The organism is Paenilisteria newyorkensis (assembly GCF_000766145.1).
Taxonomy (GTDB): domain Bacteria; phylum Bacillota; class Bacilli; order Lactobacillales; family Listeriaceae; genus Listeria_A; species Listeria_A newyorkensis.
The window spans coordinates 87,746-114,559 of sequence record NZ_JNFB01000035.1 but is presented as its reverse complement, the minus strand read 5'-3'; the positions used below and the strand labels follow the sequence as shown (position 1 = coordinate 114,559).

24 protein-coding genes are annotated in these 26,814 nt (G+C 46.7%); 22 read left to right on the top strand and 2 right to left on the bottom strand.

Annotation, left to right across the window (positions count from 1 at the left end; all coding sequences use genetic code 11):
• The first annotated feature begins 6 nt into the window (after nucleotides 1-6).
• Nucleotides 7-2,208: a heavy metal translocating P-type ATPase gene (locus EP58_RS11235; protein ID WP_036093468.1), complete on the top strand. Its 2,202-nt coding sequence runs from the start codon at nucleotides 7-9 to the stop codon at nucleotides 2,206-2,208.
• A gap of 55 nt (nucleotides 2,209-2,263) precedes the next feature.
• Here EP58_RS11235 and EP58_RS11230 read toward each other — a convergent pair whose 3' ends face one another.
• Nucleotides 2,264-2,776, bottom strand: coding sequence for a YfbM family protein (locus EP58_RS11230; protein ID WP_036093466.1), 513 nt, complete (start codon nucleotides 2,774-2,776; stop codon nucleotides 2,264-2,266).
• Nucleotides 2,777-2,919: 143 nt separating this feature from the next.
• Here EP58_RS11230 and nadR point away from each other — a divergent pair, with 143 nt between their 5' ends.
• The 8 genes from nadR to EP58_RS11190 all read left to right on the top strand — a co-directional run bounded on the left by nadR (nucleotide 2,920) and on the right by EP58_RS11190 (nucleotide 10,123).
• Entirely contained in the window at nucleotides 2,920-4,194 is a 1,275-nt protein-coding gene (gene nadR / locus EP58_RS11225) for a multifunctional transcriptional regulator/nicotinamide-nucleotide adenylyltransferase/ribosylnicotinamide kinase NadR (protein ID WP_052164840.1), read from the top strand.
• Nucleotides 4,160-4,843 (top strand): nicotinamide riboside transporter PnuC, encoded by a 684-nt coding sequence (gene pnuC, locus EP58_RS11220; RefSeq protein ID WP_036093463.1) that lies wholly within the window; start codon nucleotides 4,160-4,162, stop codon nucleotides 4,841-4,843. The genes nadR and pnuC overlap by 35 nt, the downstream gene beginning before the upstream one ends.
• A 71-nt stretch (nucleotides 4,844-4,914) precedes the next feature.
• Nucleotides 4,915-5,124 (top strand): heavy-metal-associated domain-containing protein, encoded by a 210-nt coding sequence (locus EP58_RS11215; protein ID WP_036093460.1) that lies wholly within the window; start codon nucleotides 4,915-4,917, stop codon nucleotides 5,122-5,124.
• Nucleotides 5,125-5,296: 172 nt separating this feature from the next.
• Nucleotides 5,297-6,796: a lmo1851 family serine protease gene (locus tag EP58_RS11210; RefSeq protein WP_036093459.1), complete on the top strand. Its 1,500-nt coding sequence runs from the start codon at nucleotides 5,297-5,299 to the stop codon at nucleotides 6,794-6,796.
• A 12-nt stretch (nucleotides 6,797-6,808) separates the two neighbouring features.
• Nucleotides 6,809-7,216, top strand: a complete 408-nt coding sequence (locus EP58_RS11205; protein WP_036093457.1) for a MarR family winged helix-turn-helix transcriptional regulator — start codon at nucleotides 6,809-6,811, stop codon at nucleotides 7,214-7,216.
• 443 nt (nucleotides 7,217-7,659) lie between these two features.
• The gene (locus EP58_RS11200) at nucleotides 7,660-8,379 is read left to right on the top strand and encodes a metal ABC transporter ATP-binding protein (RefSeq protein ID WP_036093456.1); all 720 of its coding nucleotides are present in this window, start codon (nucleotides 7,660-7,662) and stop codon (nucleotides 8,377-8,379) included.
• Entirely contained in the window at nucleotides 8,379-9,218 is an 840-nt protein-coding gene (locus EP58_RS11195) for a metal ABC transporter permease (protein ID WP_036093454.1), read from the top strand. Before EP58_RS11200 ends, EP58_RS11195 begins: the two co-directional genes overlap by 1 nt.
• Nucleotides 9,215-10,123, top strand: a complete 909-nt coding sequence (locus tag EP58_RS11190) for a metal ABC transporter substrate-binding protein (protein ID WP_036093453.1) — start codon at nucleotides 9,215-9,217, stop codon at nucleotides 10,121-10,123. The genes EP58_RS11195 and EP58_RS11190 overlap by 4 nt, the downstream gene beginning before the upstream one ends.
• Nucleotides 10,124-10,174: 51 nt before the next feature.
• Here the strand turns inward: EP58_RS11190 and EP58_RS11185 are convergent, their stop codons facing one another.
• Complete coding sequence (locus tag EP58_RS11185; protein WP_036093450.1) at nucleotides 10,175-11,521, bottom strand: MATE family efflux transporter; 1,347 nt, start codon at nucleotides 11,519-11,521, stop codon at nucleotides 10,175-10,177.
• 209 nt (nucleotides 11,522-11,730) lie between these two features.
• Here EP58_RS11185 and EP58_RS11180 point away from each other — a divergent pair, with 209 nt between their 5' ends.
• The 13 genes from EP58_RS11180 to pyrE all read left to right on the top strand — a co-directional run bounded on the left by EP58_RS11180 (nucleotide 11,731) and on the right by pyrE (nucleotide 26,645).
• Nucleotides 11,731-13,014 (top strand): NCS2 family permease, encoded by a 1,284-nt coding sequence (locus EP58_RS11180; protein WP_036093449.1) that lies wholly within the window; start codon nucleotides 11,731-11,733, stop codon nucleotides 13,012-13,014.
• A gap of 77 nt (nucleotides 13,015-13,091) precedes the next feature.
• Entirely contained in the window at nucleotides 13,092-13,559 is a 468-nt protein-coding gene (lspA, locus tag EP58_RS11175; protein WP_036093739.1) for a signal peptidase II, read from the top strand.
• On the top strand, nucleotides 13,556-14,458 hold the full coding sequence (locus EP58_RS11170) for an RluA family pseudouridine synthase (protein ID WP_036093448.1): 903 nt from the start codon (nucleotides 13,556-13,558) through the stop codon (nucleotides 14,456-14,458). The genes lspA and EP58_RS11170 overlap by 4 nt, the downstream gene beginning before the upstream one ends.
• A 624-nt stretch (nucleotides 14,459-15,082) precedes the next feature.
• On the top strand, nucleotides 15,083-15,625 hold the full coding sequence (gene pyrR / locus EP58_RS11165; protein ID WP_036093447.1) for a bifunctional pyr operon transcriptional regulator/uracil phosphoribosyltransferase PyrR: 543 nt from the start codon (nucleotides 15,083-15,085) through the stop codon (nucleotides 15,623-15,625).
• Nucleotides 15,626-15,770: 145 nt separating this feature from the next.
• Nucleotides 15,771-17,066: a solute carrier family 23 protein gene (locus tag EP58_RS11160; RefSeq protein ID WP_036093446.1), complete on the top strand. Its 1,296-nt coding sequence runs from the start codon at nucleotides 15,771-15,773 to the stop codon at nucleotides 17,064-17,066.
• Between the two features lie 89 nt (nucleotides 17,067-17,155).
• The gene (locus EP58_RS11155; protein ID WP_036093445.1) at nucleotides 17,156-18,067 is read left to right on the top strand and encodes an aspartate carbamoyltransferase catalytic subunit; all 912 of its coding nucleotides are present in this window, start codon (nucleotides 17,156-17,158) and stop codon (nucleotides 18,065-18,067) included.
• Entirely contained in the window at nucleotides 18,055-19,335 is a 1,281-nt protein-coding gene (locus EP58_RS11150) for a dihydroorotase (protein WP_036093444.1), read from the top strand. The genes EP58_RS11155 and EP58_RS11150 overlap by 13 nt, the downstream gene beginning before the upstream one ends.
• A 3-nt stretch (nucleotides 19,336-19,338) precedes the next feature.
• Nucleotides 19,339-20,427 carry a carbamoyl phosphate synthase small subunit gene (locus tag EP58_RS11145; RefSeq protein WP_036093442.1) on the top strand — a complete coding sequence of 363 codons (1,089 nt, stop codon included), beginning with the start codon at nucleotides 19,339-19,341 and terminating at the stop codon, nucleotides 20,425-20,427.
• Nucleotides 20,420-23,623, top strand: coding sequence for a carbamoyl-phosphate synthase large subunit (gene carB / locus EP58_RS11140; RefSeq protein ID WP_036093438.1), 3,204 nt, complete (start codon nucleotides 20,420-20,422; stop codon nucleotides 23,621-23,623). The genes EP58_RS11145 and carB overlap by 8 nt, the downstream gene beginning before the upstream one ends.
• Before the next feature lie 19 nt (nucleotides 23,624-23,642).
• Nucleotides 23,643-24,407, top strand: a complete 765-nt coding sequence (locus EP58_RS11135; RefSeq protein ID WP_036093437.1) for a dihydroorotate dehydrogenase electron transfer subunit — start codon at nucleotides 23,643-23,645, stop codon at nucleotides 24,405-24,407.
• Nucleotides 24,404-25,318, top strand: a complete 915-nt coding sequence (locus EP58_RS11130) for a dihydroorotate dehydrogenase (RefSeq protein ID WP_036093436.1) — start codon at nucleotides 24,404-24,406, stop codon at nucleotides 25,316-25,318. Before EP58_RS11135 ends, EP58_RS11130 begins: the two co-directional genes overlap by 4 nt.
• Nucleotides 25,315-26,019, top strand: a complete 705-nt coding sequence (gene pyrF / locus EP58_RS11125; protein WP_036093435.1) for an orotidine-5'-phosphate decarboxylase — start codon at nucleotides 25,315-25,317, stop codon at nucleotides 26,017-26,019. The genes EP58_RS11130 and pyrF overlap by 4 nt, the downstream gene beginning before the upstream one ends.
• A complete protein-coding gene (gene pyrE / locus EP58_RS11120; RefSeq protein WP_036093434.1) occupies nucleotides 26,016-26,645 on the top strand; it encodes an orotate phosphoribosyltransferase in 630 nt (209 codons plus the stop codon). The genes pyrF and pyrE overlap by 4 nt, the downstream gene beginning before the upstream one ends.
• The last annotated feature ends 169 nt before the right edge of the window (nucleotides 26,646-26,814 follow it).

Here is a 26,814-nt window from a genome sequence, read left to right as displayed (position 1 = left end):
TTTGAAATGGAAGCGAAGAGACAGGATTTAAATGTGTTTGGTATGACGTGTGCGGCTTGCTCGACGCGTGTGGAGAAATCGCTGAATAAGGCGGTTGGTGTGGAAAAGGCGAATGTGAATTTGGTGACGGAGAGTGCGGCGGTTTATTATGATCCTGAGCAAATAGCGCCGGAGCAGTTGATTGAGATTGTGAAGCATGCGGGGTATGATGCAGCGGAGAAAATGTCGAAAGAGGAGAAGGACGCGGTATTGGAAAAGCAGTTTAAGCGTGAAGTACGGCGGTTTATCTTGTCTGCGATTTTGGCATTGCCGTTGTTGCTCACGATGGTGACGCACATTCCTTATCTGCACCATACGGCGTTTGCGATGGGTGTGGATGCGGTAATTAGTCCAACGATTCAGCTGATTTTGGCGACGGTGATTCAGTTTTATATTGGTTGGCGGTTTTATGATGGGGCGTATAAGTCGCTTCGTGGTAAGAGCGCGAACATGGATGTGCTCGTGGCGTTGGGGACGTCGTCGGCCTACTTCTATAGCTTGGCGGAGTATGTGCGGCAGCTTGTGAATCCGAATGTGGAGGCGCATTATTATTTTGAGACGAGTGCGATTTTGATTACGTTGATTTTGCTTGGAAAATTGTTGGAGAGTTACGCGACATCGAAAACGACGCAGTCTATTGCTGGTTTGCTGAAACTGCAATCGAAGGAAGCCGTTGTTTTGCGGGAGAATCAGGAGTGGAAAGTGCCTGTGGATGAGCTTGCGATTGGCGATGTGATTCTAGTGCGACCTGGTGAAAAAGTGCCGATTGATGCGGTCGTGTTGAGTGGTGAGACGAGCGTTGATGAGTCGATGATTTCTGGGGAACCGGTGCCTGTGGAGAAGAAGGCGGGAGACGCGGTGATTGGTTCGACGGTGAATTTTGATGGGGGATTTCAGGCGAGGGTAACGAAACGGATGGACGAGACGGTGCTTTCGACGATTATTCAACTGGTGGAAGAGGCGCAGGGTGTGAAGGCGCCAATTCAGCGTTTGGCGGACCGGATTTCAGGGATTTTTGTGCCGATTGTGTTGGTGATTGCGGTCGTGACGTTTGCGATTTGGATGATTGCGACGGGCGGTGTGCTCGATCAGTCGCTGCAGGTGGCGATTGCGGTGCTCGTGATTGCGTGTCCTTGTGCGCTTGGCTTGGCGACGCCGACCGCGATTATGTCGGGAACTGGGAAAGGTGCGGAAAGCGGGATTCTTTTTAAAGGCGGCGAGCATTTAGAGCGGACGGCAAAAGTGGATACGGTGATTTTTGATAAGACGGGGACGCTGACGGAAGGGAAGTTGCGCGTGACGAATATGCTGGATAATCATGTGGATTTCAAGCGTTTTGCGGGCGCGATGGAAGCGCAGTCAGAACACCCGATTGCTAAGGCTGTATTGGCATATTTAGAGAATGTGGATGAGAACGAGGTACGTGCGGAGAAAATTAGGGCGAAAGCGGGACATGGCATGGTTGGCGTTTTGAACGGTGCAAAAGTGTCGTTGGGATCGTATCGGTTTATCGCGCAGTCTGTGGCTATCGAGAAGGAAGCGGATGACGTGATGCAGCAGTGGATGCAAGCTGGGCAAACGATTGTGGCAATGAGCATTGACGGTGTTTTTGCGGGTGCGTTTGGCTTGTTGGATACACCGCGAAAAGAGGCAAAGGAAGCGATTTCGAGACTCCAGGAGCTGGGTGTTAAGACGGCGATTGCATCGGGTGACCAGCGCGTGGTTGTGGAGAATATAGCGGCGGAGCTTGGTATCGATGATGTGTACGCAGAACAATTGCCGAATGATAAGAGTGACCTCGTGGCTGGATTGCAAAAACAAGGGCATGTCGTGGCGTTCGTTGGTGATGGAATCAATGATGCACCAGCACTTGCGACGGCGGATACGGGAATTAGTATCGGAACGGGGACGGATATCGCGATTGAAACGGGCGATGTGACGCTTGTGGGCCATCAGTTGACGCTCGTTCCACAAACGATTCAATTGAGCCGAGCAACGATGCGAAATATCCGGCAAAACTTTTTCTGGGCATTGGCTTATAACTGTGCAGGAATTCCTATTGCGGCGATTGGCTTGTTAGCGCCTTGGGTAGCAGGACTTGCGATGGCGGGGAGCTCGGTTTCGGTTGTGGCGAATGCGCTGCGTTTGAAACGTGTGAAATTAAAATAATATAAAAAAGCGCTTAGAAATCTATTTTCAGACTTCTAAGCGTTTTTTGTATGGCTCAATTGATATACAGCAACATATATTTTTCTTCGGTATTGGCTTGTTCGAAAAATGCTTGTACATCGCGGAAATATTCGTATGCGTAAGGTATAAAATCTTCGTCGACTTGATCCGATAGGGGGTAAATCTGATGTTCTACTAATTGTTCGGCAGTCACTCGGGTTTTGAAATCATGCTCTGTAATATTTTTAATGGTTTGGTGGCATGCCTTTACTTCTTTGGGGGTTAAATATCTAGCGGAGCCGTAGCCGATATCTTCGTTGCTGATTGCTTGACCGCCCATAATGATTTGATACATAGGAGACATTTCTAACTCAGGTTCAACTAAATCAACCATTCCTTTTCCGGTTAAAACGAAATGGATGCAATCCCAAGCTTTATCGATATCTAGTAAATCGTCTTCTAGTACATGATTGTCAGAATACAGGAATTCTGAAACGGTTATTTGACCGGTTTTTAGTGAATGAAACTGGTCTGGCGTGATTTTGCAATAGTTTCCAATCATACCCATGAACAACACTCCTCAAAATGATATAAATAATTATAGCATGACTTGATTTGCAAAGCGATGATGATAGAATTTTTAAGTTGCTATTGACTTTTTCGGGATAAATGTTTAATATAATAAACAAATGCGAATAAGGAGCGATAAAGATGCAACGGTATACATATTTAAAGTTAGCTTTAAAAGAAAACGGACTGACTTTACAACAAGCAGCAGACCGGATTGGTGTCACGAAAGGGTATCTCAGTCAACTTATCAATAATAAAATCAAGGAACCAAGCGCTCAAAAATTGCAGGCTTTGCATGAAGTGCTTCATTTAGAATACCCCCCGCGTGAAAAAAATATCGGTGTTGTGTTCGGTAAATTTTACCCGCTGCATACGGGGCATATTTATTTAATTCAGCGAGCGGCGAGCCAAGTGGATGAGCTTCACGTGATTCTTTGCCATGATGATGTGCGTGATTTCGAGCTTTTTCAAAAGAGTTCGATGACGAAGCAGCCTACTGTGGAGGATCGCTGGCGCTGGTTGTTGCAGACGTTTAAGTACCAGGATAATATTAAAATTCATGATTTGTCGGAGGATGGGATACCGCCATATCCGGATGGTTGGGATGAGTGGGCGATTCGGGCGAAGAAGCTGCTTGCGGATAATCATATTCAGGCGAACGCGATTTATTCGAGTGAACCTAAGGATGCGATTCGGTATCAGGAATTGTTGGGCGTAAACACGGTGGTTATCGATGCGGAGCGGTCGTTTATGAATATTAGCGCGACGCAAATTAGGCAGGAGCCGTTTCATTATTGGGACTACATTCCAACCGAGGTGAAGCCGTTTTTCGTTCGGAAAGTAGCGATTTTGGGCGGGGAATCGAGTGGAAAATCTACGCTAGTCAACAAGCTTGCGAATACGTTTAACACGACGAGTGCTTGGGAGTACGGACGGGATTATGTTTTTTCGCATCTTGGTGGGAATGAGAAGGCGCTCCAATTTTCCGATTATGACAAAATTTCGCTTGGGCAGGCGCAGTATATTGATTTTGCGGTGAAATATGCGAATAAGGTGGCGTTTATTGATACGGATTATGTGACGACGCAAGCGTTTTGCATGACGTATGAGGGACGGGAGCATCCGTTTGTGCAGGCGATGATTGAGACGCAGCGTTTTGATTTGGTGATTTTGCTGGAGAATAATACGCCTTGGGTGAACGATGGGTTGCGGCATCTTGGAAGTAAGGCTAAGCGCAAGGAGTTTCAGGATTTGTTGGAACATTTATTGAAGGAAAACGGGATTCCGTATGTGGCGATTACGTCGGGGAATTATGAGGAGAGGTATCTGGAGAGTATCCAGCTTGTGGAACAATTACTGAACGATAAAAAGGAGAATTCAGATGAAATCAGTCGTTTTGAAGATAGGTCGGAATAAAGTATACCCTTATATCAGTGTTTTGCTTGTCACGGTTGCTTTTTTAGCGACGAATCCATTGGTCAATTTTGAATGGCGTTATTTATTGTCTTATGTGGGCGCAATCTGTGGGTTGATTTGCGTAATTTTATTGGCAAAAGGGAAGAATAGCGGCAATGTGTTTGGCATGTTGGCAGCGTTTAGTGAGATGAGTGGGAATTTTTTAGGACGGAATGTTGGGGCGGCATTGCCGAGTTTTTACTATTTCGTGACGCATATTTTCGGACTGGTGACTTGGAAAAAACATATGGATGCGGAGGCGACGCTTGAACCGCGGAAGTTGACGGAACGCCATTTTGGAATTGCGATTTTGTTTATTATTGGTGCTTCTTTTGTGAATATGTATTTGACGGGGATTCTTGGGGTGGCGAATGATCCGTATCAATTGATGCTGAATAATTTCATTTTCGCGCTTGGCGTGACGGCTCAATTTTTAATGATTGCGCGGTTTAGTTTTAACTGGTATTTGTGGATTATCATGAATATCTTGGTGATTTCGCTTAATATTTATACGAAAAATCCGATTATCGCGACGCAATATGCGATTTACCTTTTTAATGCGGTTTATGGGTTGTTGGAATGGCATGAATCCGAAGCTAAGAAAGCGTAGGCATCCATCGTGCAATAATTACCTGGGTGGGGTATAATAAAATAGAGAAGATAGCAAAGGAGTGGTGAGAAATGGCTAAGTTGGTAGTAGAAGTGGAAGGCATGAGCTGTGAGCATTGCGAGAAACGGGTTCGTGAGGCTATCGAGTCTGTCGAGGGCGTGGAAAAAGCAGTGATTTCACTCGAAGCGGGCACGGCGGAAGTGACGTATGATGATGGGAAAAATGTACAAGATGCCATCGCAGAAGCCGTGGATGAAGCAGGTTATGAAGTCGTTGCGTAGAGGAGATAGGACGAGTCGAACTGGGAAGGCCGCAATGCTGGATCAGCTTGGCTCGTCTTTTTTGTCGGGTATAGCAACAAAAGCTACCCATTCGGAGCAAAAGCTGATAGAATAAAGGAAAGTTAAAAATATCATAACTAGGGTGTTTAGTGAGAAAGTGGTGAACATAGGAATGGAACAAGGACCAACAAATCCAAATGAGCCGAAAAACGAAGAGAAGCAAGAGCCTACCTCTCGAAAAGGCTTGGTAAAAATGAAGATATTCCCGTTTGTTATGCTGTTATTCGGTTGTGTTTTTGCAACGGCTTTAGTAACGGCGCTCGTAATGTCTGTGGGCGGGGACAAGCATGTCAAAGTGGCGATTCCTGAACGCAAGGAATTCACGAAGCTTTACGATGTGTACGATGAAATTCAGAATAAATATTTTAAAGATGTGAATACAGATAAGATGATGGAAGGCGCTATCAACGGGATGGTGGCATCTCTTGGCGACCCGTATTCCTCGTTTATGACGTCGAAGGAAGCAGAGGAATTTGATAATACGATTTCTTCTAGTTTTTCAGGAATTGGCGTAGAAATTCAGGAGAAAGATGGTTACATAACCGTTGTATCGCCAATCAAGAACTCTCCAGCAGAAGCGGCGGGATTACGTCCGAATGACAAAATTATCGAAGTGGACGGCAAGTCGATTAAAGGCATTTCTTCCACCGAAGCAACAACGAAAATTCGCGGTAAAAAAGGAACGAGCGTTACACTAACGATTTCGCGTCCTGGAACGGATAAACCGTTTGATGTGAAAATTGTTCGCGACGAGATTCCGATTGAAACGGTCTATGCAGAAATGGGCGCAGACAAAATCGCGACGATTCAAATTACTACCTTCTCAGAAAATACGTACAGTGAATTAGAAAAAGCTTTGAAGGATATGGAATCTAAAGGCATGAAAGGCTTAGTCATTGATTTGCGTGGGAACCCAGGTGGTTTACTCGATCAAGCGGTGGATATTGCAAGTTTATTCCTGCCAGATGGTAAAGTGATCGTTCAAGAACAAGTGAAAGATGGTTCGAAACAAACGATTAAAGCGGATAGCAGTGCGCACAATGGTTATAAAGTGAAGGTTCCTGTCACGATGCTGATTGATGAAGGTAGCGCCAGTGCTTCTGAAATTTTGGCGGCAGCAGCGCGTGAATCTGGTGATATCAAGCTAGTCGGTGCGAAATCGTTCGGTAAAGGTACGGTACAAACGGCGTTACCACTTAGCGATGGCTCGTTGTTGAAACTCACGATTGCGAAATGGTTAACACCAGACGGCGAATGGATCCACGAAAAAGGCATTAAACCTGACGTAGCGGTGGCGTTACCAGCCTATGCGACGATGGCGATTCCAGATGCATCTAAAACCTATAAAGAAGGCAGTTTTGGTGACGATGTGAAAACGATCGAGACAATGCTTGCTGCACTTAAATATAATGTCGGAAAAGTCGACGGTCTATTCGATGCTGATACAACAGATGGCGTGAAGGCGTTCCAAGAAGCAAGCAAGTTAAAAGTGGACGGTATCGTAACTGGTGCAACCACAGATGCCTTGATTACTGCTATTCAGAAAGAACTAAAAGCCAATGATCCACAGCAGAAAAAAGCGGTTGAGTTAGTGAAAGAAGAATTGAAGTAAGGAGGGCTTTACATGGATAATTTTCTTGAAATCGAAACATCTGTGAAGCGTGTTTTTAACAGTTTTCGCCATGAAGTCGATGGCATTTTAGACCGAAAGCTGACCGGTGGCGAGTTTCGCGTGCTCAGTCTTATCTCGAGCGGAATCAATCGCACGACAGATTTATCAAAAAAACTAGACGTATCAGCGAGTCACATCACAGCGATTACAGATTCCCTCGTTGCGAATAATTTCATCACACGACACCGCTCCGAAGTCGACCGTCGTATTGTGGTGCTTGAGTTAACCGAGGAAGCGAAAGACTTTGTAGCCTCGATTGAGCAGAAGAAAAAAGAAATGATTGTCCGCCGCTTCTCCGTTTTTACAGAAGAAGAACGCGAACAGTTTCAGGAACTGCTGAAGAAGTTAGCTGAAAACTGAAAAGCCGAAAGAGCCCGTTTAGCCTCGACAGAATTTGTTAGGGGGTGCAGTGAAAAACCGTCCTTGGTTTTTGCGGAGGCCACGAAAATTCCGAGAGGCTGGCTCTTGAGGATAGACAGCACTGAGAGCTAGCGTCAAACGAACGCTGAGTTAGAAATAATGTGAACATTGAGTAGTAACGAAGGGACTCCGTGCTTCCTCTAGGTGAAGGTATGGAACGAATACTCACTTCGCTCACAATCATATTGAGGCTCTAAAAACAAAATAAGTTTCCTGGATGAGAACCGATCTTTCTAACGAGAGACTGGATTCTCATCCTTTTTTTGTCTCTAAATTCCCTCCTTTACAAACCAAATAAAATAGGCTATACTAATCATAAAGTTGCGTTAAGGAAACATTTTTAGTTGCGACTAAAATAATCTATCAGAAACAAGGTGATACGAATGCTAGTCGAAAATTTATCCATATCATACGGTCAAAAACGCGTCGTGGAGAACATCTCCCTTCAAATATCACCAAGAAAAATGACAGGAATCATCGGACCAAATGGCGCGGGAAAATCAACACTCCTAAAAGGTCTCATCGGCTTAATCCCCTGTGAGTCCGGCACGGTAACTTGGGAAGGGCGGCCCATCGAAGCCATGCGCGCCAAAATCGCTTACGTTCCTCAAAGAAATACGGTGGATTTAACATTCCCAATCACAGTGCTGGATACCGTCCTCATTGGTACCTATCCGAAACTCGGCCTCATCAAGCTTCCTAGAAAAAAAGAACGCGAAATCGCACGAACAGCGTTGAAGCAGGTCGAAATGCTAGATTTCGCAAAACGTCAAATCGGTGAGCTTTCAGGTGGACAATTACAACGGGTTTTCATTGCGCGGGCTCTCGCACAACAGGCGGATATCTTTCTTCTAGATGAACCGTTTGTCGGGATTGACATGACAAGTGAAGCACTGATTGTCGCAGTATTGAAAAAATTACGAAATGCCGGCAAGACCATTATTGTTGTCCACCATGACTTTCACAAGGTGGCCAAGTACTTTGATGATGTTATTCTACTAAATCAGCATGTAATGGCACATGGCGAGACGGCGGCGACATTTACCGAAGCAAACATTTTAAAAACATACGGGCAAGGATTCGGATGGGGAGGTGTTCAGTGATGTTATTTTTAGAAGGTTTGATGCAATATGAATTTTTGCAAAAGGCGCTGTTGACTTCGGTAGTTGTTGGCGTGGTCTCTGGCGTGATTGGTAGCTTTATCATTTTGCGGGGCATGTCACTGATGGGGGACGCGATTTCTCATGCGGTTTTGCCAGGGGTTGCGATTTCCTATATGTTGGGCATCAATTTTTTCTTAGGGGCGACGGCTTTTGGAGTTGTGGCGGCGCTCGGCATAGGTTTTGTGAATCAAAATAGTCGGATTAAAAATGATACGGCGATTGGGATTGTGTTTAGCTCGTTTTTTGCACTCGGGATTATTATGATTTCGCTGGCGCAGAGTTCGACGGATTTATATCATATTTTGTTCGGGAATGTGCTGGCGGTTCGGAGCAGTGATATGTGGATGACATTTGGTATCGGTGCGCTGGTTATTTTGCTGGTGGTGCTGTTTTATAAGGAATTGTTGGTGAGTTCGTTTGATCCGACGATGGCAGAAAGTTATGGCTTAAAAGTGCGGACGTTGCATTATTTTCTGATGACATTGTTGACGCTCGTGACGGTGGCATCGCTACAAACAGTGGGAATTATTCTGGTGGTTGCGATGTTGATTACACCAGCTGCGACGGCGTACTTGTTGACGAATCGCTTGTCGGTCATGCTTTTTTTGGCGGCGGGGTTCGGGGCGGTCAGCGCGATTATTGGCTTGTATTTTAGCTACATGTATAATTTGGCATCGGGAGCATCGATTGTGCTCGCTGCGACGGCGTTATTTATTATCGTATTTATCTTTTCGCCGAAACAAGGCATTATTTTTGGAAGAAGGAGCGTGAAACAATGAAGAAAGTGGTTTTAGCGAGTGTGATTGGGTTGTGCATTTTTTTACTCACGGCATGTGGCGGTAACGAGAAGAAGGCGGCTTCGGATAAATTGCAGGTGGTGACGACGTATTCGATTCTGTATGATATTGTGAAGCAGGTCGGTGGCGATAAAATTGATCTGTACAGCATCGTGCCAACTGGGACGGATCCGCATGAGTATGATCCGTTGCCAAAAGATGTGCAAAAAATGGCGGATGCGGATTTGGTTTTTAATAACGGGCTGAATTTGGAGACGGGAAATGGCTGGTTTGATAGGTTGATGGCTTCTTCTGGTCAAAAAGAGGCGGTAGCGCTGAGTGAAGGTGTGGCGCCGAAGTTTTTGACGGCGAAAGGGAAGGAAAGCGAGACGGATCCTCATGCTTGGTTGGATTTGCAAAATGGGATCAAGTACGCGGAAAATGCACGGGATACGTTGGTGAAGAAAGACCCGGATAATGCAGATTATTATCAGGAACGCGCGGAGAAATATATCGCGAAGTTAGGCGCGCTCGACAAAGAAGCGAAGACAAAATTTGCGGATTTGGAGCATAAGACGCTGGTGACGAGTGAGGGCGCGTTTAAGTATTTTGGCGCGGCGTATGGACTAAATGCGGCTTATATTTGGGAAATAAATACGGAGAATCAAGGGACACCCAATCAGATGAAGCAGATTATTGAAACGATTCGCGCGAAGAAAGTGCCAGTTTTATTCGTGGAAACAAGCGTTGATCCGCGTAGCATGGAGAGCGTGTCGAGCGAAACAGACGTGCCAATTTCGGCTAAACTTTTCACAGATTCTACCGCGAGAAAAGGAGAAACGGGAGACTCGTATTTGGAAATGATGCGTTGGAATATAGATAAGATTCATGAAGGCTTGAAAAAATGAGGAAAGGAATGTGATGCATCGCTATACCGGCGAGGTCATCACATTCCTTTTTTATAGTTGCATTAATTTTCGTTCTGTAAAACGGACGCGAATGGAGAGGATGAACGCGGCGATAAACAGTCCAGCGCTGAGGCCAATCCAGAATCCGAATGGTCCGAGATCTGTGTACGATAAGATCAATCCAAGTGGCAGTCCAATCACCCAATACGAGATGAAGGCGACGACCGAGGTCACCATTACATCTTTATATCCGCGCAGTGCTCCAAGAACTGGTGACAATAGCGCATCAGCAAATTGGAAAAGAACAGCGTAGATCAAGAAATGCGTGATCAAATCTGCGAGTTTGGGATCGGAGGTGTAGAGAAAGGCGATCTGGTCAAGAAATACGAGCAATAGTATACCGTTTAAAACTCCGATAGAGATCGCAGAAATCATTCCGATATGGCGGTATTTCCGAGCGTCCACAATGCGCTTTGCTCCCGTCTCAAACCCAACCAAAATCGTTAACGCGGCCGCGATACTAAGCGGAAACGCGTACAGCAATGTTGGCACGCTTATCGCGGATTGATGCGCCGCAATAGTATCTGTCCCAAAACGCCCCATAAACACCGTCACCGCTGAGAAAATACTCACTTCAAAAAGAATCGTCAAACCGTTCGGCACACCAAGTTTGATAATTTCCCGTATTTTTCCCCAGTCCACTTTTGCGAACCCAGAAAAAATATGGTAATCGCGTAACCGTTTTTGACTTTGAATCAAAATAATCGTCACAAGCAACACGACCCAATACGTAATTCCAGTCGCATAGCCACTTCCGGCGCCACCCATTTCAGGAAAGCCCCAATTACCGAAAATCAATAAATAGTTCAAGAAAATATTCACCGGTACCGTAATCAACGTAATCATCATCGTAACTCGCGTCAGCCCTAGCGAATCAATAAACGCACGCAAAACGGAATAAAAAAAGAAGGCCGGTATACCGAAACAAATCCCGTTCAAAAAATGTTTTGCGATATCGGCAACGGCAGGCTCAAGTCCCATCGCGCTCAAAATCGAAGGAACGAATAAAAAGTTAAGCGCTAATAACAAGGCGGCGAGTCCGACCGCGATATAAAGTCCATTGCTCACAGTTCGTTTAATATCATGACCCTCCCCACGGCCAATCAGCTGCGAAATAATCGGTGTCACGGCCATCAATAACCCAGATAAACTAGCGTTAAAAGGCCCCCATAACGAGTTCCCGATAGCTGTCCCGGCGAGCGCTTCATTGGAATAATGCCCAGACATCATCGTATCAATTAAAGCCATCGAAAACAGCATCAATTGCGAGATAACAACAGGCGTGAAAATAACTAAAAATTGGCGCCATTTTTCACTGCGCGTGAATGTTTGTTCCAAAACGGAGCTCCCCTTTCTCTTTTTAAACACTTCAACACCCGATTATAGCATAGGAAATAGTGCGCCGTCACGGAAATGTGGAGGTCTTTTTCTCTAACTGGAAAGTAAAGCTCTATGCGAATTCGCTTGTGTCTGTTATAATAAGGGTTCGTGGTAGGGGCGAGACTCTACGGGTTGGGAGAGGGATAATTGAATAAAGAGGAATTATGATGCAAAAATTCTTGGACAAAATCTTTCAGTTGAAAGCGCATCGGACATCGGTTCGAACGGAAGCTTTAGCTGGAATGATAGGTTTCTTCACCGTTGTCTACATTATTGTTGTCAATAGTTCGATTTTGGCAGAAGCGGGTGTACCGTATCAAGGCGCCATTCTTGCAACGATTTTTATAGCTGTTGTAGGTTGTTTGGTGATGGGTTTTTGGGCAAATGCACCGCTTATTTTGATGCCAGGAATGGGAATCAACGCACTGTTCGCGTACAATTTCGTGCAAACGCTCGGATTGTCATGGCAGCAAGCACTAGCCGTCGTTGTTGTCAGTGGTTTTTTATTCATGATCTTAGCATTTACACCGTTAGCTAGAAAGTTGAACGACACGATCCCGCTGATTTTAAAGCAGGGAATCACGGTCGGATTAGGGCTATTTTTGGTATTGCTAGGTCTTGAAAAAGGACAAATCGTATCGCGTGGAGAACATTCGATTTTAGCGTTTGGCGATATGCATGATCCATTTGTGCTGGCCACGTTGATTACGCTTGTACTCACGATGATTCTGCTAGTCAGAAAAATACCGGGAGCCTTTTTGTGGAGCCTTGTGATTGGAACGGTTGTCAGTGTTCTTTTCGGTGTTCACGGCGAGGTTTCGAAGGATTCGCTCAGTTTGGCACCTTGGAAAGACGTCCTTTTTCAGGCTGATTTCACTGGTGTAAGCCAAATCGCGTTCTGGACAAGCGTTTTCTCACTGACGATGGTGCTTGTATTTGAAACGGTAGGCTTAACGCATGGTCAAATGAAACAACTAGACCAAATGGAGAAATTGCCACGCGTACTACAAGCGAGTAGTTTTACAGCTTTCTTGTCAGGATTATTTGGCACAAGCCCGACAATTTCGGCATTAGAAAGTGGTTCGATGTCGGCAAGTGGGGCGCGAACAGGATTGGCATCTGTGACAGTCGCTATCTTTTTCTTGGCATCGCTCGTGTTAATGCCGTACATTTCATTTATTCCAAACAGCGCGATTGCTCCGATTCTAATCGTTATCGGTATTTCGATGCTACAGGAAATCAAAGAGATGGACTTTGGCAACGCGGCGGATACTTTTGCAGCACTGCTTATCGTCATCATTATCCCATTCTCCTACAGTATCGCCGACGGAATTGCGGTCGGATTTATCGCGTACCCGATTTTGAGACTATTCTCAAAAAATCGAACGCGTACCCCGATACTCATGTATATCATTGCCGCGCTATTTTTGATACAATTTATCGTGCAGTGATACAGTGTGGTCTGGGCCTAGAAACAGTTCTAGGCTCAGATTATCTACATAAAATAAAGAAAAGAGGAATCAATGTGATTTATTATTATCTTATCGCACTTGTTATTATCGTGATTGACCAGTTCACCAAATGGCTCATCGTGCAAAATTTAGACCTAAGGGAAGTTGTGGAAATCATTCCAGGTTTTCTAAATATCACATCGCATCGCAATTCCGGTGCTGCTTGGGGTGTTTTGGAAGGAAAAATGTGGTTTTTCTATCTGATTACGCTCGTTGTGATCGGCGTACTCATTTACTTCATGCAACGTTACGCGAAAAATAGTAAACTTTTAGGTGTAAGTTTAGCGCTTGTTTTAGGCGGTGCGATTGGGAATTTTATCGATCGTATTCTCCATCAAGAAGTGGTTGACTTTGTACAAACAATTTGGGGAAATTATTACTTCCCAATTTTTAATGTCGCGGATGCAAGTCTGACGATAGGCGTGATTTTACTCATTGTCTACGTGTTCTTGGATGATCGCAAATCGAAAGGAACGAAAAAATGACGCAAAATACCGTAATTATTCCGGAAAAACTAAATCACGAACGCTTGGACAAAGGTCTCGCAGAACTATTGGGAATGACCCGTTCTGGCATACAAACGCTGCTGAAAGATGACGCAATTCTAGTCAATGGCGAGAAAACAAAAGCGAACTACAAATGTAAAACAGGCGATGAAATCACGTATATCGTTCGTGAAGCAGAAGAACTCGATATTGAGGCTGAGGATATCCCGCTCGACATTTATTATGAAGATACGGACGTGCTTGTCGTGAATAAACCGCAAGGCATGGTGGTGCATCCATCCGCAGGTCACACATCTGGAACGCTTGTCAACGCCTTACTTTTCCACTGCAAAGATCTTTCTGGCATCAATGGCAAAATTCGCCCAGGCATCGTGCATCGTATTGATAAAGATACGTCCGGTCTCTTGATGGTCGCAAAAAATGATAAAGCGCATGAGTCATTGGCCGAGCAGCTCTACGATAAAACGAGTGATCGAGAGTATATAGCGCTCGTGCACGGTGTTATCAAGCATCAAAAAGGCACGATTGACGCTCCAATCGGCCGTTCTAAAGAAGATCGTCAAAAAATGGGTATCGTGAATGATGGAAAAGAGTCGCGCACGCATTTTGAAGTGTTGGAACGTTTTAAAGGTTACACATTGATTAAATGCCGTTTAGAGACTGGCCGTACACATCAGATTCGCGTACACATGAAATATATTGGGCATCCACTTGCAGGCGATCCAAAATACGGATTGAAGAACACGATTAAAGGTGAAGGCCAATTTTTACACGCATCAGAGCTTGGATTTACACACCCGACAACGCAAGAGAGAATGAAGTTTGAGGCGCCGTTACCTGAGGTTTTTCAGGAAGCTTTGGAAAGTTTAAGAGAATGAAGTTGTGATTGGGATGTTAATTTTTTGAGATCCATGTTATACTAGAGTGAATAAAAGAACCGTCAGTCGAAAAGCAACTGACGGTACGGAATCCGCTTTAAGGGCGGACAGCCTTTCATGATGAGAAATAATCCACTAAGTTTGGCGGCCTAGGGGGATTATTTTTTTTGCGTTAAATGCAAGAAAAATGTCAACAGTGCAAGCAGAAATATACCACCTGTGAAAAGCATCGCAAAAAGCGCAATGATGTCCGTTACTGTCATATGACAACGCCTCCTTTCTGAGGAAACGCTTATCCGCCCAAAGGACTTCCGTGCGCTTATTATAGCATAGGAATAGCCTGAAAAGGGGCTTATTTCCAAAGTCGCATTTTAATTGATTTGACAGGTTTTTAACCCCATATTTGTACTTTATGCGATACAAGATAAAACTAGTTGACAAACCGAGTCTAGTACGATAAACTGAACCTAGTTAAATAACAGTCCTTTAACATAGTCCAGAGAGGCTAAGAAGGTAACGTGATTTGGGAGTTTCTATGCCCAATTGGATTCTATACGTATACCCTTTGCTGCGCTCTTGGCAGAGGGTTTTTATTTTGTTTAAATGATATGGGAGGGGAAGAGAATGCCAGAAGAGGTTGTTGTGATGGATGAGGCGGCGATTAAACGGGCGCTTACAAGGGTGAGTTACGAAATCATCGAGCGTAATAAGGGTACGAAGGATTTGGCGCTTGTCGGCATTAAAACACGAGGTATTTTCCTGGCGAATCGTTTGCAGGCTCGTATCAAGGAGATTGAGGACGTGACGGTTCCGGTCGGTGACGTTGATATCACGCTTTACAGAGACGATTTGAGTTTTAAAAATGAGTCTTCTGAGCCATCGCTAAATGGTACGAATGTTCCTTTTGATATTAGTGGGAAGAAGGTTGTGCTGGTCGATGATGTGCTGTATACAGGCCGAACGGTGCGTGCCGCAATGGACGCGCTGATGGATGTAGGACGCCCGGCTGGGATTCAGTTGGCGGTTTTAGCAGATCGGGGACACAGAGAACTACCGATTCGAGCGGATTTTGTTGGTAAAAACATTCCGACTTCGAGTGAAGAACGGGTAGAGGTACACTTGGCGGACGTCGATCATGCGGCGGATGCTGTTACAATAATTAAATAATACACTTTTAATGGGCAGTCCAGAGAGGCTGATAAAGGGTGATGAATGGAGAATAGGTCTAGCCTAAATCCAGTACATAGCTGCTCTTTGTCGCAATTTGGCAAGGGGTATTTTTTATGACTTAGAGTCGGAAAGAGGGAGTAAAATGACAGAAGAAACGACACCTGAAAATTACGTAAAACCGGTACTAGATATTCACGAGAAGCCGGCTTGGAATAAATGGATTGTGCTTAGTATCCAGCATCTGTTCACGATGTTTGGCTCGACGATCTTTGTACCGACTGTGACGGGCTTGAATCCGAGTGTGGCGCTGATATCGAGTGGGCTTGGGACGCTTGCTTACTTAATTATTACGCGAGGCAAAATTCCGGCTTACTTAGGTTCATCGTTTGCGTTTATAGCGCCGATAACGATGCTACTCACGGCGAAATCTGGCGGAGGGCCTGGAGCGGTTATGGTCGGGACGTTCTCGGTTGGGGTTGTGTACGCGATTGTGGCGCTGCTCGTTTATTATGTGGGAATTGAGTGGATTAAGCGCGTATTACCGCCAATCGTGGTTGGACCGGTTATCATGGTTATTGGTTTGTCACTGGCACCGAGCGCTGCGGCGATGGCGATGGGGACGAATAATGGTGGCGAATATGATTACAAAATCTTGCTGGTAGCGCTGATAACGCTGGTCGTGACGATTGTCGCGATGATGTTTTTCAAAGGATTCTTCGGACTTATTCCGATACTATGCGGATTCGTCATTGGTTACCTGGTGAGTATGGCGTTTGGGCTAGTGGATTATACATTGATTCAAAATGCGAGCCTGTTCCAAGTGCCAGACTTTACGGTTCCGTTTGTGAATATGGATCCAGTTGTCACGCTGACGGTTGTGCTTTCGATGGCGCCGCTTGCTTTTGTGACGATGGCGGAGCATATGGGGCATCAGCTACTTTTGAACAGAATTACGAATCGTAACTTTTTTAAAGATCCAGGGTTGCATCGTTCGCTTGCTGCGGATGGAACGGCGTCGATTATTGCTTCACTTATTGGTGGGCCGCCTGTGACGACATACGGTGAGAACATCGGGGTGCTGGCGATTACGAAGGTGTACAGTGTTTTTGTTATCGGGGGTGCGGCGGTTTTGGCTATCGCGTTCGGATTTATCGGCTACATTAATGCGGTGATTACTTCGGTACCAACAGCGGTGCTCGGCGGGATTTCTTTACTCTTGTTCGGTGTTATCGCAACGAGTGGTCTGCGGATGATGATTGAAAGTCACGTGGACCTTAGCGTGAACCGCAACATGATTATTGCATCGGTTGTCCTTGTTGTCGGAATCGGCGGCTTGCTAGTTGAAATCGGTTCTTTCAAACTGGAAGGTATGGCGATGGCTGCTCTACTTGGAATAATCTTAAATTTAGTCTTACCAGAGGCTAAAGCACATAAATAATAACATCTACGAAGACCTCTGAAAAAGCGCAATTTTTTAGAGGTTTTCCTATAAATAGTATCTAATTTTTAGAAAAGGTGGCGGTTCGAATGAAGGATTTAGTGTCGATGGAAGAGCTTTCTGTAGCGGAGATTGGTGAGTTATTGGAGCAAGCAGCGCGTTTCAAGCAAGGAGAAATTTGGACTCCGAAAAAGCAAATGTATGCGGTAAATATGTTTTTTGAGGCCAGCACGCGAACGCATAATAGTTTTGAAATGGCTGAGAAGAAGCTTGGCATCGATGTTTTATCTTTCGACCCATCTAAATCGAGTGTGACAAAAGGGGAAACGTTATACGATACGGCGCTGACCATGCAGGCGATTGGTGTGGATGTAGCGGTTATCAGGCATTCGGACGAGAATTATTATGAGCCACTTCGCAAATTAGGGATTGCGGTTGTGAATGGTGGCGATGGCTGTGGGCAACATCCGAGTCAGTCGTTGCTGGACTTATTTACAATCAAGGAAGAGTTTGGCGGTTTTAAAGGATTGAAGGTCGCGATTGTCGGGGATATCGTGCATAGCCGAGTGGCAAATTCGAACATGCAGGCGCTCAAACGTCTTGGTGCCGAGGTGTTTTTTGCGGGGCCGCCGGAGTGGATGCGTGAGAGTTGCGCGGAGCTTGGGACGTATATGGCGATGGATGATTTGGTGGAGCAGATGGACGTGATTATGCTCTTGCGTGTGCAGGAGGAGCGGCATGATGGTTTGCTGAGTTTTACGAAGTCGGATTATCATGAAAAATATGGCTTGACGGAAGCGCGGGCGGCGAAGATGAAGGAACGCGCGATTATTATGCATCCGAGTCCTGTGAATCGGGATGTGGAGATTGCAGATAGTTTAGTAGAATGCGAAAAATCGCGCATTGTGGAACAGATGACAAATGGTGTGTATATTAGAATGGCAATTTTAGAGGCTGTGTGCCAAGACAAAGAAACGAGGGTGACGACATGTACGTATTGAAAAATGGAAAAGTGTTGACGGAAACTGGGGATTTGGTAGTGAAGGACGTGGCGATTGAGGATGGTCGCGTGACGGCGATTGGTGACGGGATTGAGGCGAGTGAAGGCGCGCGCGTAATTGATGTCGCTGGAAAATTGATCGCACCGGGACTCGTGGATGTGCACGTGCATTTGCGGGAACCAGGTGGGGAGCATAAGGAGACGATTGCGACTGGGACGGCGGCTGCGGCTCGTGGTGGGTACACGACGGTGTGTGCGATGCCAAATACGAAACCGGTGCCGGATACGGCGGAAGTGATGACGCAGGTTGTGGATCGGATTAAGGAAACGGCTGCGGTTCGTGTGTTGCCTTATGCTTCGATTACGTCGAGCTTGAAGGGTGACGAGTTGGTGGACTTTGCTGCTTTGAAGGAGGCTGGCGCGTTTGCATTCACGGATGATGGTGTGGGTGTGCAGACGGCGGGCATGATGTATGAGGCGATGTTGGAAGCAGGGAAGCTTGATATGGCGATTGTGGCGCATTGTGAGGATAATTCGCTTGTGTATGGTGGGGTCGTGCATGACGGGATTTTTGCGAAGGAGCATGGTTTGGCTGGGATTCCGAATATTGCGGAGTCGGTTCAAATTGCACGGGATGTGTTGCTTGCGGAAGCGGCGAACTGTCATTATCACGTTTGCCACATTTCGACGAAGGAATCGGTTCGTGCGGTTCGTGATGCGAAACGGGCTGGGATTCGCGTAACAGCGGAGGTTTCACCGCATCACTTGATTTTGAATGAGACGAATATTCCAGAGAATGACGGGAATTGGAAAATGAATCCGCCATTGCGCGCTCAGGAAGATCATGCGGCATTGTTGGAAGGGTTGCTTGATGGAACGATTGATTTTATCGCGACGGATCATGCGCCACATTCGGCAGAGGAGAAGAACGTGCCAATGGAAAAAGCGATGTTTGGAATCGTTGGCTTGGAGACGGCATTCCCACTACTTTACACGCAATTTGTGAAGACGGGTGAGTGGACGCTGAAACAATTGATTGATTGGATGACGGTGAAACCTGCGGCGTGCTTTAATCTTCCGTACGGTGTGCTTGAAATCGGTGGGGTTGCGGACGTGACGGTCATTGATTTGGAAAAAGAAGCCACGATTGACCCAGAAAATTTTGCATCAAAAGGTAGAAATACGCCATTTACTGGTTGGAGTTGTGTTGGTTGGCCAGTAGCGACGTTTGCAGAAGGCGCGCTTGTTTTTGAAGAAGGGGTGGAGTAACGCATGGCAAAACGGATTTTGATGTTGGAAGATGGGAACTTTTTTATCGGTGAGGCCATTGGTAGCGACCGCGAAACGATCGGAGAAGTGGTTTTTAATACAGGCATGACGGGGTATCAGGAAACGATTACGGATCCGAGTTATTACGGGCAAATCATCACGTTTACATATCCGCTTGTTGGGAATTATGGCGTGAATCGTGACGACTTTGAATCGATTCACCCGGCTGTAAAAGGTGTGGTGGTGCGTGAGGCGGCGGAATTTGCTTCGAACTGGCGCAACCAATTGACGCTGGATCAGTTTTTGAAGGAAAAAGATATTCCTGGGATCGCGGGGATTGATACGCGGAAATTGACGAAGATTATTCGTAAGGAAGGGACGCTAAAAGGGATTTTGGCTCCGGAAAAGGCGAATCGGGAGGATTTACTGCATCATTTGCGTTCGGTGCGCTTGCCGGTCGATCAAGTGCGCGAGGTTTCTTGTTCCAAGGCATTTACAAATCCGGGTGAAGGAAAACGCGTCGTGCTCGTGGATTACGGCGTGAAAAGTAGCATTATGCGCGAGTTGAATAAGCGGGACTGCGATATTACGGTCGTGCCTTACAATACGACGGCGGAGGAGATTCTGGCGATGCATCCGGATGGTGTGATGCTTTCAAATGGACCGGGAGACCCGAAAGATGTGCCGGAAGCGGTGGAAATGATTCGCGGTTTGCAAGGAAAAGTGCCGCTGTTCGGGATTTGTCTGGGACATCAGCTTTTCGCTTTAGCAAACGGGGCGGATACGTTTAAACTGAAATTCGGGCATCGCGGGGCGAACCATCCTGTGAAGGAGCTGGCGACGGGACGCGTTGATTTCACGGCGCAAAATCATGGCTACGCGGTTGATGCGAATTCGCTTATTGGAAAAGATATTGTCGTGACGCACATCGAATTGAATGATGGAACGGTGGAAGGCTTGGCGCACAAGGAGTTTCCAGCTTATACGGTGCAGTACCATCCGGAAGCGAATCCTGGACCGAGTGACGTGAATTATTTATTTGACCAATTTATAGCGATGATGGAGAAGGAGGGAGCGGAACAAAATGCCTAAACGTGAGGATATTGAAACTATTTTAGTGATTGGTTCTGGCCCTATTGTGATTGGACAAGCTGCGGAATTTGATTATGCAGGGACGCAAGCGTGTCTGAGTTTGAAAGAGGAAGGATACCGCGTGGTGCTTGTGAACTCGAACCCGGCGACGATTATGACGGATGTGGAGATGGCGGACAAGGTTTATATTGAGCCGATTACGCTTGATTTTGTATCGCGGATTATTCGGAAGGAGCGCCCAGATGCGATTTTGCCAACGCTTGGTGGTCAAACGGGACTGAACATGGCGATGGAACTTGCGGAAGCGGGAATTCTAGATGAGTGTGGCGTGGAAGTTTTGGGAACGGACTTGGTGGCGATTAAGAAGGCGGAGGATCGCGAGGCGTTTCGTGATTTGATGCATGAGCTTGGCGAGCCGGTTCCGGAGAGTGACATTATTCACAGCTTGGAAGAGGCGCAGAACTTTGTTGCAAAAATTGGCTATCCGGTGATTGTACGCCCAGCTTATACGCTTGGTGGTTCGGGCGGCGGGATTTGCCTGAATGACGCGGATTTGGCGGAGATTGTGGCGAGTGGCTTGAAACTCAGTCCAGTGACGCAATGTTTGCTGGAGCGCAGTATTGCTGGTTTTAAAGAGGTCGAGTATGAAGTGATGCGCGATGCGAATGACAATGCGATGGTTGTTTGTAACATGGAAAACATCGATCCGGTCGGGATTCATACGGGGGATTCGATTGTTGTGGCGCCGAGCCAGACGCTTTCGGACCGCGAGTACCAAATGCTTCGTGATGTGTCGCTGAAAATTATCCGCGCGCTTGAAATCGAGGGTGGCTGTAACGTGCAGCTCGCGATTGATCCGGATAGTTACGATTATTATGTGATTGAGGTAAATCCGCGTGTGAGTCGTTCGTCAGCGCTTGCTTCGAAGGCAACGGGTTATCCGATTGCGAAACTCGCGGCGAAAATTGCGGTGGGCTTGACGCTCGATGAGATGAAGAATCCGGTTACAGGAACGACCTACGCGCATTTTGAACCAGCGCTTGATTATGTTGTGTCGAAAATTCCACGCTTTGCTTTTGATAAATTTGAAAAAGCGGATCGCCGTTTAGGGACGCAAATGAAGGCGACTGGCGAGGTCATGGCGATTGGTCGGAATTTGGAGGAGTCACTTTTGAAGGCGGTTCGATCGCTTGAAATCGGGACGACGCATCTGTATTTGGACGAGGCAGAGAACGCGAGTTTGGAAGAATTGGAACGTAAAATTTGCTTCCCAGAAGATGATCGCTTGTTCTTCTTAGCTGCGGCGCTTCGTAAAGGCTGGACAATTGAGGATTTACACGCTAAAACGAAGATCGATTTGTTCTTCTTATATAAATTGGAGAAAATCATTAAGCAGGAGTCGGAAATCGCGGCGAATGTTGGGGATTTGGAAGTATTGCGCGCGGCGAAACGGAACGGTTTCAGTGACGGTGCCATCGCGAAACTTTGGGATATGACGGCATTTGAGGTGTACGATATTCGTAAGGAAGCGGAAATTATCCCGGTTTACAAAATGGTGGATACGTGTGCGGCGGAATTCGAGTCAACAACGCCATACTTCTACAGCAGCTACGAGGATGAGAATGAATCGATTCGTACGGAGAAGGAAAGCGTGATTGTGCTCGGTTCTGGGCCGATTCGGATTGGGCAAGGCGTTGAGTTTGACTACGCGACGGTGCACTCGGTTTGGGCAATTCAGCAAGCGGGGTATGAAGCGATTATCATCAATAATAACCCAGAAACGGTCTCGACGGATTTCAGTATTTCGGACAAACTTTACTTTGAACCGTTGACGCTAGAAGACGTGATGCATGTGATTGAACTCGAAAAACCGCTAGGCGTTGTGGTACAATTTGGCGGTCAGACGGCGATCAATTTGGCAGACGGTTTGGCAGAACGCGGCGTGAAAATCCTTGGAACTTCGCTAGAGGACATCGATCGCGCGGAAAATCGTGATAAGTTTGAGAAAGCGCTCGTGGAACTTGGTATTCCGCAGCCTGCTGGGAAAACAGCGACGTCGATTGATGAAGCGATTGCGGTGGCAACGAGTATCGGCTATCCGGTGTTGGTGCGCCCATCTTACGTGCTCGGGGGTCGTGCCATGGAAATTGTGGAATCAGAAGAAGCGTTGCGCTACTATATGAACAACGCGGTAAAAGTGAATCCGAAACATCCGGTACTTGTCGATCGTTATGTGCAGGGCCAAGAAGTGGAAGTGGATGCGATTAGTGACGGTGTGAACGTTGTGATTCCAGGTATTATGGAACATATCGAACGCGCGGGAGTCCATTCTGGTGACTCAATCGCGGTTTATCCTGCGCAAAGCTTGTCGCAACACGTCAAGGATCTAATTGTTGATTACACGACGCGACTTGCGAAAGGTCTGAACATCATCGGGATGCTGAACATTCAATATGTTGTCGCGGATGAAGAGGTTTTCGTGATTGAAGTCAATCCGAGATCAAGCCGTACCGCACCTTTCTTGAGCAAAATTACCGATATTCCGATGGCGAATGTGGCGACGAAAGTCATTTTAGGGAAAACATTGTTAGAACTTGGCTACAAAGAAGGTTTGGCGCCAGAGAAACAAGAAATTTTTGTTAAAGTACCGGTGTTCTCGTTCGCGAAATTGCGTAGCGTAGATACGTCGCTTGGCCCTGAAATGAAGTCGACCGGAGAAGTCATGGGGAAAGATCGTACGCTTGAAAAAGCGCTGTATAAAGGTTTTGTGGCGAGTGGTGTGAAAATGCTCGATTACGGAACGGTGCTATTGACAGTCGCGGATCGTGATAAAGCAGAAGCAACGGCACTGGCGAAACGCTTCAAAAATATCGGCTTCACGATTATGGCGACATCTGGAACAGCGCTTGTTTTAGAAGAGCAAGGCATTCCAGTTTCTAAAGTGAAGAAAATCGGCGAAAATCAAGAAACGCTTGTGGATTACATCCGTAATGGGCAGGTAACGCTTGTGGTGAACACGTTAACGACTGGAAAACAACCAGAGCGTGACGGTTTCCAAATTCGTCGGGAATCGGTCGAAAACGGTGTGCCGGTTTGTACGTCGCTAGATACAGCAGAAGCAATTTTGCGGGTGCTCGAATCACGGTCGTTTGAAATGGAAGCTATGCAACCTGCTCGAGTGATCGAAACAGTTTAAGAAAACGGGGTGGAAGAACGTGAGACAAACAAAGATGGAAGTAGTCAGTCAAAAGTTAATCGCGAATCGGGTGTTTGAGCTGGTTTTAAAAGGGGATATTGTTCTGGAGATGAATCCGGGGCAGTTTATGCAGCTCAAACCTCGGCGAGCGGATTTGCTTTTGCGACGCCCGATTAGTATTTGTGCGATTGATAAGGAGGCGAAGGAGTGCACGCTATTGTACCGCGTGGACGGGGATGGGACGGCGGATTTTGCGGAGCTTGTAAGTGGGGATGCGCTAGATGTCATCGCCCCGCTTGGAAATGGCTTTGCACCGACGGAAACGAAACCTGGCGAACATGCCTTATTAATCGGAGGTGGGATCGGGGTTCCGCCGCTTTATCAGCTCGGAAAAGAACTGGTAGCACAAGGATCGACCGTGACGTTTGTCTTAGGTTTTAGCTCTGCGAAAGATGTTTTTTATGAAAAGGAAATGGGAGAATTGGGAGATTGTTTTGTCGCAACGGTGGACGGAACGCGAGGCACGCAAGGTTTTGTAACGACGGTAACCGATGCGCTGGATTTTGTGCCAGATACGGTGTACAGTTGCGGGCCAACTGCGATGTTACGCGTGGTTTCCGAACGATTTGCGGGCCCGCGGACGTTTTTGTCGCTAGAAGAACGGATGGCATGCGGCGTTGGGGCTTGCTATGCCTGCGTTTGTCAGCGCACCGATGACCCGACGAAAAGCTATAAAGCATGCGATGAAGGCCCGGTTTTCCGAGCTGGGGAGGTAGTCATATGAACCGTTTAGCCGTTGAAATACCAGGATTATCACTAAAAAATCCAATCATGCCCGCGTCCGGTTGTTTCGGATTCGGCAAAGAATACAGCAAGTTTTACGATTTGAACCTGCTCGGGGCCATCATGGCAAAAGCAGTGACGCCAGAACCGCGTTACGGCAATGCAACGCCGCGCGTGGCGGAAACACCATCCGGTATGTTAAACGCGATTGGCCTCCAAAATCCAGGTCTCGATCACGTCATGGCGCACGAAATGCCTTGGCTAGAGCGCTTCGACACGCCAATCATCGCGAACGTAGCCGGCGCATCCGAAGAAGACTACGTCAAAGTTTGCGCGCGAATTGGCGATGCGCCAAACGTCAAGGCGATTGAGCTTAATATCTCGTGTCCGAACGTGAAGCATGGCGGCATCGCATTCGGCACCGATCCAGAAGTAGCCTATCGACTCACGAAAGCAGTCAAAGCCGTTGCCAGTGTTCCAATCTACGTAAAGCTTTCGCCAAACGTAACCGATATCGTTCCAGTCGCGAAAGCCATCGAAGAAGCAGGCGCCGACGGACTCACGATGATTAACACCCTTCTGGGGATGCGTCTCGATCTCAAAACGCGCAAACCAATACTGGCAAATGGTACTGGCGGCTTATCAGGACCATCCATTAAACCCGTCGCAATTCGCCTGATCCACCAAGTACGCGCCGTTTCCAACATTCCAATCATCGGCATGGGAGGCGTCCAAACCGTAGATGACGTCCTCGAATTCCTCATCGCAGGCGCAGATGCCGTCGCAGTAGGCACGCTCAATTTTACCGAGCCGTATATTTGCCCGAACTTAATCGACGCCCTGCCAGCCCGCATGGACGAACTAGGAATCACGACATTAGCCGACTTAAAAAAGGAGAGAACAAACGCATGACAAAGCCAATTATCGCACTCGATTTCGCCTCATACGCCCAAGTCGAAGCATTTTTAAAACGATTTCCAAAAGGAGACACGCTGTCCGTCAAGGTCGGCATGGAACTTTTTTACTTAGAAGGTCCACACCTGGTGGAGCGCTTAAAACACGACGGTCACGAAATTTTTCTCGATCTAAAATTGCATGACATCCCGAACACCGTCAAAAGCGCGATGATTGGGCTCGCTCGCATGGGCGTCGATATGGTCAACGTGCACGCTGCAGGAGGTCGCGCGATGATGGAAGCCGCACTCGAAGGCCTCGAAATTGGTTCCAGCTCTTCCCGCCGTCCGCGTCTCATCGCTGTCACGCAGCTAACGAGCACGAGCGAAGCAGAAATGCAGTCTGACCAACTCATCCAAGCAAGTCTGATGGATTCCGTCCTACACTACAGCAATCTCGCGAACGAAGCAGGTCTCGATGGCGTCGTTTGTTCTGCGCTTGAAGCTGGAAAAATTAAAGAAATCACCCGTCCCGAATTTTTACGTGTCACACCAGGAATTCGCCTAGACACCGACACAAAGGACGATCAAAAACGCGTCGTAACACCACATCAAGCCCGCGAAATCGGCGCAACCGCAATCGTCGTCGGCAGATCCATCACCAAAGCAACCGACCCATACCAAGCATACGAAACCATTTTAAAGGAGTGGAACAAATGACAACCGAAAAACAAGTAGCCGAGCAATTACTAAAAATAAAAGCTGTATTCCTCCAACCGAACGATCCATTCACGTGGGCATCCGGCATCAAATCGCCAATCTACTGCGATAACCGCCTCACATTAGGCTTTCCAAAAACACGCCAATTTATCTCAAAAGCACTGGCAGAAAAAATCGAAACCGCCTTTCCTGACGTCGAAGTACTAGCAGGAACCGCAACAGCCGGCATCCCGCACGCCGCATGGGCAAGCGACCTCCTAGACCTGCCAATGGTTTACGTCCGTTCCAAAGCAAAAGAACACGGCAAAGGCAACCAAATCGAAGGTCCAATCGAGAAAGGTCAAAAAGTAGTCGTGATTGAAGATTTGATTTCAACAGGAGGAAGCTCGATTACAGCCGTAGAAGCCTTGCGCGAAGCAGGATGCGAAGTACTAGGAATCGCTGCTATTTTTACATACGGATTAGAAAAAGGAAGAACATTGCTTGGCGCGGCGAATGTGGAAGTTGCGGCACTTACGAATTATGAAACGCTACTAGAAGTCGCGCTGGACGAAGGCTATGTATCAGAAGGTGACATGGCAACGTTGAAAGAATGGAATAAAGCCCCAGAACAGTGGTTAAATTAAAACGTAAATAATCTAATAAAAAACGTAATACTAGATATTCGAGTCTGGTATTACTTTTTTTGTCTCAATTTATGTTCAAATTGGGGCATGAAAAAGAAGTATATCCTAATTTTGTGACTAAATAGTGAAATTATACTCAAAAATGCGCTATTTAATGATTATTAATACT